Raw genomic sequence first — 14,918 nt, 5'->3', positions numbered from 1 at the left:
TACTTTAGAAAAAACGAGTACACCCCTTTATTTCTTGCCTCGCAACTAACAACCATTAATTTCATAATCTACTGCCCCCAGATTGAATAACCATTCCACGTCCCCTGAAATTCTTTCATATCCATTTTGTAGCTAGTCCCCTTCCATGGATCACGAATCATCACACGCCCGCCGCCATCCAAACCATCTACCACAACCCAATGTCCAATTTTACTACCTCTCTCCCAAAGCTGAGCAGCCCACGCCCCTGTTGAACTCAGCCCATGAAACGTTCCAATATCGTCTGCATCAACACCAGACCCAACCCACTTACGAGAGCCAGAAGAGTCTAGTTTATTCAGTACAGAGGCCAACTGTGTCTCATAAGTTGCTCCGTCACCCGCAAGCTTTGAAATAATACTTTGAGAAGCATTAATTTTGCGATCCCCGAGCATCATTTCAACACAGGCTTGCCCGCAACTAAGGCTATTAACTTGCTTTACTACAGAAGGATCCATTACCTCATCTATAACTTTCCAACTACCACCCGCGCCACCTAAAGTTTTTTCTGAGGTCGATAAACCATCAATACTCCCACCCTTCCCGGCCAGTGTAGGAGCAGCAGGATTTCCAGTTGTTTTCCCCAAAACAACAGACAACGCCTCGGAACTCACCGACTTCCCAGTCTGCTTTTGTAGCTCCATCAATGCTCGGACGTCGCTGAGCTGCTCCGCCGTCAGTTTGGCCGCTCCACCGGCGACCAATCCTGCTGGTAGTGCCTCACTCGCCACAAACTCGGCCAACCAAATATTGACTTCGTTAACGCACAGTACCGGATTAGCCTTGCAACCAGCCATGGAAGCACGGGCAAGAGCAATGACTTCAGGAGTCGCTGCAGTGGCGGTTACAGCCGCCAACATAGCAGCAGAAAGTACTAGACCACCGCTAGCTCCTTGCTGCGCAATCTTGCCTTTGCACTCGATGTCACAGTCTTTGTTATTGGATAACCAAAGCGCGAGGTTAGTACCAACCTCCATGCCCATGGCATTGTTCTCAGCAGCATTCTTGGCGGTTTCACCACCGGCCACGGCATTGGCAAAGTCGCCGCCAACCAACCCGCCCAGTAAGCCACCGGCCAATGTCGATAGCGCCGAAATCTGCTGCCTTTCGGCCTCTGTCAGTTGATCAACGGATTTGTTCGGGAACAGCTTGGTAGCGACTAGCTCTCCGATACTGGCCCCAGCCGCACCGGCCAAAGCAGAGTTCTCTTGCGACTTGGCCAATACGGCACCAAGAACCGCGTGAGCCATAACTCGGGCTTCAAGATTGTCGGGAATACTTTCCTTGATCAGCCCAGCCAGATAAGGGGCCGATGCGCCCACCAACGCCTGGCTGAAATTGCCCCCCGCCAGTCCTTGTACCGCTGCCGTCACGGCCTGCGCCGCACGCTGGAGGTTGCTGCCGGTACCGTATTGTTCCATTACGGTCTCGTTGACCTGCTTCGCAAGCTGCTCACCCGTTGGGGAGAGATTGCCTTCCCTAACCAGCTTCTGTCGGGCCGCCTCAAGCATCTGCGGATCTTTCTGAGCCTTGGCCGCCTCGATGGAGCCCTGAGTCCGAATGATATCCATCGCCTGATTGCCGATATCGCCAATCAGCTGCGCCTGACGCAGGCGTTTCTGCTCTTTTTCCTTATCGAAAATCGGGCTCAGGGCATTATTCGCGTGTTCCACGTCGCGACTGAGGGTTGCCACATCCTGCTGCTGTTTGTCCGGATTGCGGACTGTGATCTGTCCATCAGAAACAGCGGCGTAAGTGCTGCTGCTGTCATGCCCACTGTTGTTGCTCCCCACCAAGAGCAGGCTGCCCATATTGCCCATGAACATCGAGCCCAGATCGCCACCAGTGCCGCCACTTACGCTCTGATGCTGGCTGCTGAAGTCGGCCTTGTTGCGAATGTCGGACCACCCCAGCGTGCCCGTGTCGAGTTTGTTCTTGTCAGCATTTGAGGTACTGGCAAGCACGCTGCCATTGAGCTGGGTGTGCTCGCCCACGGTGACCTGATAACCGTCCTTACCAGCGAACAACCCCGTCTGTTCCTGCACGCTGTCGAACCTGGACTTGATCTTGTCCTGGCTGACACTCATCGAAGCACTACTGCCACTGCCGATGATTGCGTAGCTCACACCGCCACTGACGTTGGTCTGCTTGGAGTCGAAGCGATCACTGTCCTGCAGGCTGGTGAGGGTCAGGTTGCGGCCGATATCGGCCACCACTTTCTGCGCATTGGCCTGTGCACCTTCCAAGGTTGTGTCTCGGCCGCTGTTCAGTGTCAGCTGGTTACCCGCATTGACGGTGGTTTCAGTCCAGGAGGTGCCATTGCCCTTCTCCTTGCCGACACCGCTATTAGCATTGGCGAAAACCGATAGGCCACCACCACCGGATCCCACTCCCAGGCTGATGCCGATGGCACCGCCGCCGCTCTTGTTCGATCCATCGAGCTTCTGGGTATTGGCCCCGGCCCTTAGGTCGATATCGCGTGCAGCCGATAGCAACACATCGTGGCCCGCCTGCAGCTTCCCGCCGATCACCGACAGGTCACCACCGATACCGGACTGGCCGCCGCCGGTGGCAATGACCCGTAAATCGTTACCTGCGGTCAGGCTACTGCCCTGGCTGAGGCTCTGTTCCTGCACCTGTTTGGAACTGGATTTCTGCGTTCCCAGAGACAAGGCAATCCCAAAAAAACTCCCCTCTTGCGCGCCGGCTTCAACTGCCTGCGCTCCCTGCCACGCCTGGTAGCCGGACAATCCGGCTTTAATCCCCTGCAACGCCGCCAGGCGGCTGTCATCTTCCTTCCGGGCGTCCTGCGCAGTCTGTACCGCAGTGTTCACCGCCGATCCCACAGCCCCTGACAAGGCCAGGGTCAAGCCGCTTTTTTTGCTCTCCTGACGGCTACTGGTACTGCTCTTGCTCTCGGCGTCGAGGATGCTGACGTTCTGCCCGATCAGGCTGATGTCCTTACCCGCCACTACATCCGAGGCTTTGACCGTCAGGTCCTTGCCGGCTGTGACCACTACGTTGCCCAGCACACTGCCGACCGTGCTGCCCTTCTCGGTCTGGCCCTGGGTGTCTTGCTTGAAGCTGTTCGTCGACGAGCCCAAGGTGACGCCAATCCCGCCGGAACTCATCAGACCGGACTTGCTGGTGGACTGACTGTGCTGCGAGCTGAAGGTCTCGATGCCGCTTTCGATGCGGATGTCCTTGCCCGCCTGGAGGTTGGTCTGCTCGGTGGACACCACATTACTGGCAGACACCAGCAGGTCATTCCCGGCCTGTACCAGCGTGGTGTTACCGCTGAGGGTCGACCCCGTTAGCGAAGTGCTACTCGACGAATCCGCACTCTTCTTGCTCATGCTGGACAGGCCGAACCCGCCCGACTTGGATTTCGCTGAAGCGCTGAACTGGCTGTTCTGTGCCGCGTCCAGGTTGATATCGTGACCGGCGAGAACAGACAGATCACCTTTGTCACTGTTCACCGTGGAACCGCTGATATTGATGTCATTGGCGGCAACGACGGTGGTTTTGCCTGTGGCTTGAATGACCGAGGACACGGCCTCCTCGCTGCCACTTTCGGTCATCGTCGACTTCTTCTTGCCCCATGAACCTTTCTTGGTCTTGGAGTAGTAGGAGTAGTCGCTGTTCTCTGCAGTATTGAGGCTCAGATCGTTGCCCGCATAGAGATACGCCTCATCCCCTGCCGTCACTCGGCTGGCCGTCAGTTGAAGATCCTCACCGGCCTTGAGCGCCACATTGCCGCCAGCGACCACAGTGGTAGCCACCTGCTGAACATGATCCTCCTGCCCCTTGAAGCTCTTGGTCTGGCTGAACCAGTGCTGCTCATTCGCCGCAGAGGCCAATGTCAGGTTTTCTTTGGCCGACATCGACACGTCACGCTTGGCCTCAATCTGGCTGGCAATTGCCGTGATATCGCGACCGGCACTGATGGACAGATCGCGACCTGCCTCAAGCGTCGAACCATGCTGGGTGACACTTTTGTCACGGTAGTTGGCGTTCAACTGGTTGCCGACCACCTGCTCCACAGCCGTCAGGCTGACATCGCGGCCAGCGGTGATGTGGGTATCAGCGGCGCTCTTTAGGACTCCCGCACTGTTATTGAAATCGCGTCCTGCACTGATGGCGAGGTTGTTCGCGGCCTCAACCCGTGCAGCACTGTCGACAAAATCCCGCTGCTGCGCGTAGGGCCCTTTGTTGCTTTGGTGCGAGGTCAAAGTGCGTTCGTTAACCACGTTTCCATCAGTTGCCGTCAAGGCCACATCACGCCCAGCGATAACACCACCGGCCTTGTTCAGCAGATCCTTGCCTGCCGTCAGATTCAGGCCCTTGCCCGCCTCCGCCAACCCACTATTGACCAGGTTCTCCCCCGCCACCGCCGACAGGTCATTGGCCGCACGCAAGGTGCCGACGTTGTTCAGATCCTTGCCGGCTATCAGGCTCACGTCCTTGCCCGCGATCAGCGCGCCATTCGGAGCCAATCGGTTGTTGGAGTGCGCCAGGTACAGCACCGGCACCAGCACTTGTTCGCCATTCACTTCATGGCTTTCCAGCCAGACGATGTCGTGGGTCAGGGCGGCGACTTGTTCGGAGGTCAGGGTCACGCCCACCGCCAGCTCAAGCTGTTGCTTGCTCTGGATGGCGTTGTCCATCAGGTGCTTGAAGAGTTTTTCGTTGCTGTCCTGGCCATCGATAAAGCGCTGGCCGGTGCGGGCCACCATGGCTTGCTGGATCAGTTTCTGTTCGTAGAAACCATCACCCAGGCGCTTGGTGCTCTCCTCGGGGTTGTAGCCGAGGTTGGACAGCAGGTAGTCCGAGCTCATGAATTGCTTGAGGTTGGTCAGCGCCGGATTGGTTTCCACCAGGTATTTGTGCGGCCGGGACAGGCTCGCGGCGTCCGGCAGGCCGGCGATCTGTGCCGGGGTCGGGGCTTGTGCGGTGCTGCTGCCCTGGCCGCTAAGGCGGAACAGGCCGTTGCCGCTGGTGGGCAGGGTGAAGCCCGGCAGTACCAGCGGGTTGACCTGTTGCTGGGCCAATTCCGGGGGCAGTTGCGGGTTGATCCGGATCGGCGTCGAGTAGCCGTTGCCAATGCCGGTGTCGGTCAGGGTCTTGCCGGCGCCGACGTACTCGTAGAAGGAGCGGATCACGCTGTTGTCGAGGGTTTTGTCAGCCTTGAGGTTGACCTTACCACCGGCCTGGATGGTGGCGGCGAAGGATTGGTCGCCATCCACCACTTTGCTGCTGGAGCCCAGCATCACCCCGGTCCAGCCGATAAAGGCGCTGAGGTCGGAGGCAAAGCTGGCAGACGGAGTCGGGTTGTTGCGGGCGTTGAAGGCGGCGGCATGGGCGGCGGCGTTGCCGGTTTCGTTGACGAAGCTCCAGTAGCGCCGCAGGGTGGTGATTTCCTGGGGTTGCAAGCCCTGATTGTGGACGGTCTCGGCCTTGACGTTGATGTCGCCGGCCGCGGTGATCAGGCTGCTGGTGTTGGTCAGTACCTGGGTGTCGATCTGCAGGTCGGCGCCGCTGTTGAGGCTGGCGGCGGCGCTGCTGTTGGTCACCCGCAGGCGGTCGGTTTCGGCGAGTTCCCACAGGCCGTTGATGCGGCCGCCGCCGCGGTCGTCGCAGCCGGCACCGGGAATCATGTTGCAGGACAGGCGGGTGATGCCGGCGGCACTTTTTTCGTGCTCGATGTACTGCAGCACGTCCATGACGTTGTTGACGGTGGTGGCGGCGATGGTCAGCTTGCCGAGGCTTTCGATATCTCCCGAGCGGTTGTCCAGCAGGTCGGCCTTGGTTTGCTGGTTGTCCTTGGCAATCAGTGCGCTGCCCAGGCTGTACACCTGGGCGTAGCGGTTGGTGAAGCTCGTGGTCAGCAGTTGCAGGTTGCCGCCGCTGGAGATCAGGCCTTGGTCATTGACCAGGGTGGCGGCAGTGAGGGTCAGGTCATCACCACTGCCCAGGGTGCCGCGGTTGTTGATGCTGGTGGCGGTGAGGTGCAGGTTCTGGTTGCCGGTGATGCGTCCGGCGCTGTTCAGCGCGCCATCGATGTTGATGCGGGTGTTGCCGCCACCGGCGATGCTGGCGCTGTCGGTCAGGTCCAGTTGAGCGGCGTGCAGATCCAGTTGGCCAATACTGCTCAGGCGACCCTTGCCGGCGTAGTTGCCACTCAGGTCAACACTGATCGCGGCGTCACTGCCGATCAGGCCGTCGTTGCTCCAGTGGCTGCCGCTGCCGATCAGGCCGTTACCCGCCAGGAGCTGGCCATCGGCGGTCTGGGTCAGGTGGTCGACGTTGACTGTCAGTTGCTCGGCCTGGATCGAGCTGCTGTTGGTCCAGCGCTCGGCTTCCAGGGTCAGTTGGCCCGCGGTCTTCAGGCGGCCGCCGACGTCTTCGAGGTTGGCCATGGAGATGCCGAACACGCCACTGCCGCTGTGCAGCAGGCTGCCGCCACGGTTGTTGAAGCCGCCGGCGTCGAAGGCCAGGTCATGGTTGGCGGTTTCCAGGAAGCCGTCGCGGTTGTCGAAAGTGCCGCCGATATCGAAGCGGGTTTTGCTCGCCAGACCCAGGGCCCGCAGTTGCCCGCGCTGGTTGTCCAGGCTGGCGGCGGCGGTGGCCAGGGTGCTGCGGCTTTCGATCAGGCCCTGGCGGTTGTCCAGGGCACCAGCCAGTTCCAGCTCGATCTGCCGGGCGCTGATCTGGCCGGCGCTGTTGTCCAGGTCCTTGGCGCTGATATGCAGCGCCTGCTGGGCGAAGAGCGCGCCGTCGCGATTGTCGAGGCGGCCATCGGCGGCGGTTTCCAGGGTGGCGCCGCCGCTGAGGGCCGAGACCTTGCCCGCGCGGTTGTCGAGGTGGGCCGCCTTGAGCGTCAGGTCGCCCTGCTGGGCAATCACTTGCCCGCCTTGGTTGCCGGCGTCGGCCGCCACATCGAGGCCCAGGTTGGTCTTGGCCTGCAGCAGGCCCTTGGCGTTATCCAGGCGCTCGGCATTGAGTTGCAGGTCGGCTTCGCGGCTGAGGATCTCCCCGCCATCGCTGTTCTGCACTTCGCCACTGGCGCTGATCAACACTGAATCATTGGCCGCGACCCGGCCCTTCTGCCGGTTGTCCAAGTGCTCGGTGAACAGCCGCAGCCACTGCTGGCTGGAGAGTTCGCCTCCCTGGTTCTCAACCTTAGTGCTGCGCTTGAGCAGCAAGGGGCCGGCGGCAGACAGCGTGCCCTGGTTGTTGATCAAGTGTCCCAGCAGGTCGAGGGTGACGCCCTGCTTGCCAGTGAAGGTGCCGTGGCTGTTGTCCAGATCACCACCAATGAATTCCAGATCGCCGGTGGCGTTGACTGTGCCGCCCTGGTTGCCCAGGGCCATGGCCTGCAGGGTCAGGGTGGCGGCGCTGTCGATCGAGCCGCCCTGGCTGTTGTCCAACCGCTCGCTGAGTTTGAGGCCCTGTGCACCCGCGCTGGAGATCATGCCCTTGAGGCTGTTGTCGAGGCTCGCGGCCTTGACGTCCAGGGCCTGCTGGCTGACCAGGCCACCGCCCTGGCGGTTGTTCAAGGCGTTGCTGAGGGTAATGTCGACACCGCCCTTGAGGCTGGAGACGGTGCCTTTGTTGCTGTTGTTCAGGCCGATGCCCTTGAGGGTCAGGCCCTGCCAGCCCGACAGCAACCCGCCCTGGTTGTCCAGCTCAGCGCTGCCGGTGATGGTCAGGGTCTGTTGCGCCAGTACCACGCCGGTGAGGTTGTCCAGCCCGGCCAGCACCAGGGTGCTGCTGCCCTGGCTCGACAGTTCGCCGCCGCTGTTGCCCAGGTGGCCCAGGGTGGCATTGAGGGACTGCTGGCTCTTGATCAGGCCACCCTGGCCGTTGAGCACCTGATCGGCATTGAGTTGCAGGCGCTCGGCGCTGAGCAGCTTGCCCTTGTTCTGGTTGTCCAGGGTCCCGGCGCTGACCGTCACCTGGCGTTGCCCGCTCAGGGTGCCGCCCTGGTTGTTCAGGGTCTGCTTGGCCGTAACCGTCAGATCACGGCTGGCCACCACGCTCTTGCCGCTGTTGTTGAGGCTCTTCGCGCTCAGCGTGACATCGCCATTGGGGTTGCGGCTGTTGTCGAAGTTGACCCCGGCCTCGATGATCCCGTGGTTGTTCAGTTGCCCGCCGCTGCTGAGGTTGACGCTGTTGGCCGCTGCCAGGGTGCTGTGGTTGTTCAGGTCGCCCTGGGTCTGCACCTCGAGATCGGTCCCGGCGAATACCGCGCCCTGGGCGTCTAGGCTTTGGGACTTGATCGCCACCGCGCCTTTCTCGGCGCTCGCCTCGGCCATGCGCAACTGGCCATTGGCGTCGAGTTGGATATCACCACCGCTGGCGATCATCTTGCCGTCGAGTTTCACCCCGACCCCGGCTTCGGTGCCCACCAGCTTGATGGCCCCGGCGTACATGCCGCCCAGGGCCGAGGAATCGATGGCCAGCTGCGGCGCATCCGCCGGGTTGGCCGCCCGCGCCGTGGCCTTGAGGGTCTGGGCGTCAACGTCGTTGGCCCCGGCGATCACCGCCAGGTGCTTGGCCTGGATCTCGGCATTGATCCTGGCGCTGCGGGTGATGATTTCGAACTGGTCGATATTGTTCGCGTTCAGCCCCGCGCCTTCGATGGCGACGCTGCCCTGGTCCACCTGATAACGCTGGAGCTGGCCATTCTCGATCACCGGCTTGCCGGTGGTCAGGGTGGCCTTGGGGGTGTTGATAAAGCCGCAGCCGTTGCAGGTCACGCCATAAGGGTTGGCGACAATCACATGGGCCGACTGCCCGGCCACTTCGGTGTAGCCCTTGAGCTGGCTGGGGCTGCCGCCGTTGACCTCGTTGAGGATTATGTTGGCCGCCCGACCGCCCAGGTTGGGGTTGCCGAGGATGATCCCGCCAAGCTGGGTTTGCTGGGTACGGTTGGTGGCGTTGTTGAGGATTACGCCCTGCTGGCCAACGTTGTAGTCGCTGAACTGGTTGTGCGACAGGCCACTGCCATTGGGCGTGGCGATGTTGACGATGGGCACGCCATTGCCGGCCTGGCCGAGGGTGGTGCCGCCACCGTTGACCACGATGCCGTCGGCCATGGCCACCACGGGCTGCCAGAACATCACGTTGGCCAGGATGAACGCCAACCCGCGTTTCGACAGGCCCCAAAACGAATCACGGGATTGCAGGGCAGCCGAGGGCTGACGGACCAGGAAGGCAAACTGACGAACATCCATGTCATGTTTCTCAGGTAAAGAGCGCAAATAAAAGTGCAACGGGATAGCAGCGGGGGAGTCACCCAGACAATCGGTGACGCACTTGCCCGCGGGTTGCTTGAGGGTTGCTCTACAGCCGCCCACCACGAAAACAGCAGGGCGAGGTGCAGCCCGGCTCGATCTCATCCTCGGGGCAAGCGAACACTCTGTTCGGTGGTTCAGACGGCAGCAGGGTCAAGACGAAAGGCGCAATATTAAAGTGCCACTATTCTGGCGTCAATTTGCCGAAGGAGTCACCGATGGAGGGTGTCTGGATGGCGGCCGATACTAGACTCGCCTCGACGAACGAAATATCAGATTGATCCTAATAATCAGGAAAAAAATCTCGATAAATTTCAGTGATAAACAGAAGCACAAACGGCCTGCAGGAGCCGGCAAGCCAGCTCCTGCAAGCGGGATTGAGGTCAGAAGGCGAAGCAGGAACAGCCAAACGCGCCCCAGAACCCCTGGAAGTCACTCACCGGCACCGACGAGTGCCGGGCTCGTTCATGGCCATGGGCATGCACCGCACACGGCCCGCTGCACTGGTGCACCTGGTTGAGCAGTGGCGAGGTGGGTTTCCAGTGCCCTGGCACCTTCGCCACTGGCGACCAGTCGGGTGTCACCGGCAAGGTCGGCGGGGCCAGTTTGGCGAAGTCCCCTGCCGCATGCACCACCTTGCCATCCACCACGGTCAGCAACGATTCGATCCACTTGATCGCCTCTTCCTCGACGCTGAAATAGTCCGCCGACAAGGCCACCAGGTCCGCCAGTTGCCCAACCTTGATCTGGCCTTTCTGGCCCTGCTCCGAGGAGAACCAGGCACTGCCATGGGTATAGAGTTCCAGCGCGGTGTCGCGGCTCAAGCCCTGGGGATACAGCTCCAGGCCGCCCACCGTCCTGCCGCTGACCATCCAGTACAGCGAGGTCCAGGGGTTATAGCTGGAGACCCGAGTGGCGTCGGTGCCGGCACCCACCGGAATGCCTTCGGCGAGCATGCGCTGGATCGGCGGGGTCATCTCGGCGGCCTTGGCGCCGTAGCGCTCGACAAAGTACTCGCCCTGGAACGCCATGCGGTCCTGGATCGCAATGCCACCGCCCAGGGCCCGCACCCGCTCGATGTTTTTCGGGCTGATGGTTTCTGCGTGGTCGAAGAACCACGGCAGGCCGTTGAACGGAATGTCGCGGTCGACCCTCTCGAAGACGTCGAGCATGCGGCTGATGGATTCGTCATAGGTGGCGTGCAGGCGGAACGGCCAGCGTTGCTCCACCAAGTGGCGCACCACCGGTTCCAGTTCCTGCTCCATGCTCTGCGGCAGGTCGGGGCGTGGTTCGAGGAAGTCCTCGAAGTCGGCGGCGGAAAACACCAGCATCTCCCCTGCCCCGTTGTGCCGCAGGAAGTCGTCGCCCTGGCCGTAGGTGACGCTGCTGGTCCAGTGCTTGAAATCCGCCAGCTCTTCCTTGGGTTTCTGGGTGAACAGGTTGTAGGCAATGCGCACGGTCAATTGCTGCTTGGCCGCCAGTTCGTTGATCACCTGGTAGTCGTCCGGGTAGTTCTGGAAGCCGCCGCCGGCATCGATGGCGCTGGTGACCCCCAGGCGGTTGAGTTCACGCATGAACTGGCGGGTGGAGTTGACCTGGTATTCCAAAGGCAGCTTGGGCCCCTTGGCCAGGGTCGCATACAGAATCATCGCGTTGGGCCGGGCGATCAGCATGCCGGTGGGGTTGCCGTTGGCGTCGCGGACGATCTCGCCGCCCGGCGGGTTCGGCGTGTTGCGGTCGTAGCCCACCACCCGCAGCGCGGCACGGTTGAGCAAGGCGCGGTCATACAGGTGCAGGACGAACACCGGGGTGTCCGGGGCCGCCTGGTTGAGTTCCTCCAGGGTCGGCATGCGCTTCTCGGCGAACTGGAATTCGTTCCAGCCCCCCACCACCCGCACCCACTGCGGCGCCGGGGTGCGCTGGGCCTGGTCCTTGAGCAGGCGCAAGGCGTCCACCAGCGACGGCACGCCTTCCCAGCGCAGCTCCAGGTTGTAGTTGAGGCCACCACGGATCAGGTGCAGGTGCGAGTCGTTGAGGCCGGGAATCACCGTGCGCCCCTGGAGGTCGATGACCTGGGTTGTGCTGCCGCGCAGGGCCATGGCCTGGGCATCGTTGCCCACGGCGAGAAAGCGCCCGTCCTTGATCGCCACCGCGCTGGCCCGGGGCTTGGCCCGGTCCACGGTGTGCAGGCGGCCATTGAAGAGAATCAGGTCGGCAATTGCGTTGTGGTTCATGGCACTACTCCGAATGAAGGACGTGGGGCTCGAATCTAGGTTGCGAAGGGTTTCAGGCTGCGCTGTGCGGTTGCAGCCAACGACGGAACAGGCGGGTGACCCGGGGCATGAAGACGTAGACCACCAGCAGCACGATGCTCAGGGTGATCAGCACGTTGGCTTGCACGTAGCCACCCAGCCAGGGCAGTTGGGCAAACAGCGGTTTCCACAGTTGGGGCACCAGGAACGTCAGCGGCAGGATCACCAGGAAGGTCACGCAGGCCTGTTTCCAGCGTGGCGGCGGGGTCGGCGCCCCGACTTCCTGAGGGGTGAACCAGAACTCCCGGTCGGCGTTGATTTCGGTCTGGTCGCCGTCGGCCAGCAAGTGCCGAGCCTGTTCCACCAGTTCTCGACGATCGGCGGAGTCCAGCCACTGCTGCAACTGCTCGGTGCTGGCAAAGCGCAGTACGCTGGTGAACTGTCCCAGGCCACCGCTGTGGCCGCGGACCACGTCGATCCCCAAGTGCCCCGGGTAGGTGCGGGCCTTGGCGATGATCTGGCGCAGCCAGGTTTCGTACGCCTGGTCCTGGCCTTGCTTGATCCGGTGGCGCACCAGCAAGGTCACGACACCGTCGGTGAGTTGGATATCCATCAATGACTCCACAGTGCTGGGGGGAGGAACACCGGACACCGACGGCATCCGGAACAGTGCAACCTTGGGCAAGCGTAGAAGCTGGCTTGCCGGCAAAGGGGGCTGATCGCCCCTGGCCGACAAACCGATGCCTTACAGCTGACGCTGAGGCGCCTTGTGCACCATGGTGTAGGCGTAGTCCACGCCCATGCCGTAGGCACCGCTGTGTTCACGCACCAGGTCCATCACCGCGTCGTAGGTGTCCTTGTGCGCCCAGTCGCGCTGGTATTCGAGCAGCACTTGCTGCCAGGTCACCGGCACTGCACCGGCCTGGATCATCCGCTGCACCGACATGTCGTGGGCCTCCTGGGTGGTGCCGCCAGAGGCATCGGTGACGATGTACACCTCATAGCCTTCGGCCAGGGCTTCCAGGGCCGGAAAGGTCAGGCAGACCTCGGTCCACAGCGCCGCCATGATCAGCTTCTTGCGCCCGGTGGCCTTGACCGCCGCCACCAGCTTCTGGTCTTCCCAGGAGTTCATCGAGGTGCGCTCGATGGGCTGGTGATCCGGGAACACCGCCAGCAGCTCCGGCCAGATGTAGCCGCTGAAGCTGGCGGTTTCCACCGAGGTGAGAATGGTCGGCACCTTGAAGATCTGCGCCGTCTTGGCCAGGGCCACGGTGTTGTTCTTCAGGGTCTGGCGATCGATCGACTGTACGCCGAAGGACATCTGCGGCTGGTGGTCGATCAGGATCAGGGCCGAGTTGGTGGGGTTCAGCAGTTCACGAATGGACATGGCGCGTTCCTTTTGCAGTCAGAGAGTGAGGGTCGAACATGACCGGCTGATGGCGCCGCTTGCGCCCTTGTGCGTCCGGCTTGGTGGCTAATTTAGGCCATGGCTGAAACAGGAACAATTCCCTAGAATCGAGAATCATTGATTCCAAATCAGGGACAATCATGGACCGTATCGAATGCATGCGCGCTTTCGTCGTCACCGTGGATCAGAACGGCTTTGCCGCTGCCGCACGCTCGATGGACGTACCGCGCTCCAAGGTCAGCAAGCAGATCCAGGCCCTGGAAGAGGCCATCGGCGTGCAACTGCTGCAGCGCACCACTCGCAGCCTGCACCTGACCGAGGCCGGCGCCGAATACTACGAGTCGGCGCGGGAAGTGCTGGCGGCATTGGACGAAGCCGAACAACGGGCCCGCGATGGCATGGGCGAGCTGCGTGGCGTCCTGCGGGTCAATGCGCCGATGTCCTTCGGCTTGCGGCGCCTGGGGCCGCTGGTGCCGCTGTTCCACGAGCAGCAGCCGAACATCGAGTTGCAACTGGTGCTCAGCGACCAGCAGGTGGACCCGGTGCGTGGCGGCTTCGACGTGACCATTCGCATCGCCAGCCTGGCCGACTCGTCGATGGTTGCCAGGCTGCTGGCCCCGGCGCCACGGATCATGGTCGCCGCACCGGCCTACCTGCAACGCGCCGGCACCCCACAGACGCCACGGGACTTGAGCAGCCACCAGTGCCTCAACTACGGCTACCTGCAAAGCGGCGTCAGCCTGCAACTGAGCAACGGCAAGGACACTCAGCGGGTCCACGTCACCGGGCCGTTGCATGCCAACAACGGTGACTTGCTGGCCCAGGCCGCCGAGGCCGGCATGGGCATCGCCCTGCTGCCCAACTTCATTGTCGAGGAGGCCCTGGCCGCCGGACGCCTGGTGCCGGTGCTGTGCCAGTGGCAGGCACCGCCGATCAGCATCCATGCGGTCTACCCCTCGGCCCGCCGGGTGCCGCAGAAAACCCGGGCCTTTATTGACTTCCTGATCAGCCAGCTCAGCGAAAAAACACCGACCTGAAGCGGCCCACGGCGCTGGCGGACGAACGACCGGGGATGCCCGTCAGCGGGCTCCTACACTCATGGGAAGCCCCTGATACCGCCGCAGGTCATCATGAAAATCTCTCCCCGGTTGGCCGTTTCGAGCATTCTCGGCGCCCTCGCCTACCTTGGCCTGGCGATCTGGGGCCGCGGGGGCTTCGCGGCCTTCTTCGCCCATCTGCCGCTGACGCTGATCGCCATCGCCACCCTGCTGATGGTGGTCGCTTCCCTGTTCAGCGAGGTCAACCTGAGCAGTGGCGAACAGGAAGACCAGGGCAATCGCTGGGTGCTGCCGGTGTTCGCCGTGATCGGTCTGTTGAGCGGCTTCCTCCCGGCCTACAGCGACCGCGTGGAGTTCTGGACCTTTGGCGACGAAAGCCTGCGCTGGCTCGGTGCCTGGCTGTTCATCCTCGGCGGTGTGCTGCGCCTGTGGCCGGTGTTCATCCTCGGCCGGCGCTTCAGCGGGCTGGTGGCCATCCAGTCGGACCACAGACTGGTGGTCGATGGCCTGTACCGCTACCTGCGCAACCCCAGCTACCTGGGTTTGCTGGTGAACGCCGTGGGCTGGGCCCTGGCGTTTCGTTCCGGATTGGGGCTGCTGCTGGCGGCACTGACCCTGATCCCACTGATTGCACGCATTCACGCCGAGGAAGCCTTGCTGCGCGGTTACTTCGGCGACGAATACGACGACTACTGCGCTCGCAGCTGGCGCCTGCTGCCGGGCCTCTATTGAGCCGTTGTAAAATAAATTACACACCCTCATCTAGCCGGGTATAGCGCTCTAGCACGGGGATCAGAGCGCGGACGACGGGGCAGTGTCGGGCCCCACTGGCTCCCTCCCCCCCTTACCTTGGCACACGGAT

6 protein-coding genes are annotated in these 14,918 nt (G+C 62.0%); 2 read left to right on the top strand and 4 right to left on the bottom strand.

Going from position 1 to position 14,918, the window contains the following annotated elements; all coding sequences use genetic code 11:
• Positions 1–68: 68 nt before the first annotated feature.
• The 4 genes from GV819_RS21595 to GV819_RS21580 form a co-directional block, all read right to left on the bottom strand.
• Positions 69–9,278 carry a hemagglutinin repeat-containing protein gene (locus tag GV819_RS21595; RefSeq protein ID WP_161758081.1) on the bottom strand — a complete coding sequence of 3,070 codons (9,210 nt, stop codon included), beginning with the start codon at positions 9,276–9,278 and terminating at the stop codon, positions 69–71.
• A 443-nt stretch (positions 9,279–9,721) separates the two neighbouring features.
• Positions 9,722–11,572: an amidohydrolase gene (locus tag GV819_RS21590; protein WP_161758080.1), complete on the bottom strand. Its 1,851-nt coding sequence runs from the start codon at positions 11,570–11,572 to the stop codon at positions 9,722–9,724.
• A gap of 52 nt (positions 11,573–11,624) precedes the next feature.
• A complete protein-coding gene (locus GV819_RS21585; RefSeq protein WP_161758079.1) occupies positions 11,625–12,203 on the bottom strand; it encodes an antibiotic biosynthesis monooxygenase in 579 nt (192 codons plus the stop codon).
• 132 nt (positions 12,204–12,335) lie between these two features.
• Positions 12,336–12,977, bottom strand: coding sequence for a hydrolase (locus GV819_RS21580; RefSeq protein WP_161758078.1), 642 nt, complete (start codon positions 12,975–12,977; stop codon positions 12,336–12,338).
• 161 nt (positions 12,978–13,138) lie between these two features.
• Here GV819_RS21580 and GV819_RS21575 point away from each other — a divergent pair, with 161 nt between their 5' ends.
• Both GV819_RS21575 and GV819_RS21570 read left to right on the top strand, forming a co-directional pair.
• Positions 13,139–14,035, top strand: a complete 897-nt coding sequence (locus tag GV819_RS21575) for a LysR family transcriptional regulator (RefSeq protein ID WP_161758077.1) — start codon at positions 13,139–13,141, stop codon at positions 14,033–14,035.
• 93 nt (positions 14,036–14,128) lie between these two features.
• The gene (locus GV819_RS21570; RefSeq protein ID WP_161758076.1) at positions 14,129–14,788 is read left to right on the top strand and encodes a methyltransferase family protein; all 660 of its coding nucleotides are present in this window, start codon (positions 14,129–14,131) and stop codon (positions 14,786–14,788) included.
• Positions 14,789–14,918: the final 130 nt, after the last annotated feature.

Origin of the sequence: Pseudomonas sp. Fl5BN2, assembly GCF_009908205.1 — a bacterium.
Taxonomy (GTDB): domain Bacteria; phylum Pseudomonadota; class Gammaproteobacteria; order Pseudomonadales; family Pseudomonadaceae; genus Aquipseudomonas.
This window is presented reverse-complemented; position numbering and strand designations above follow the sequence as displayed.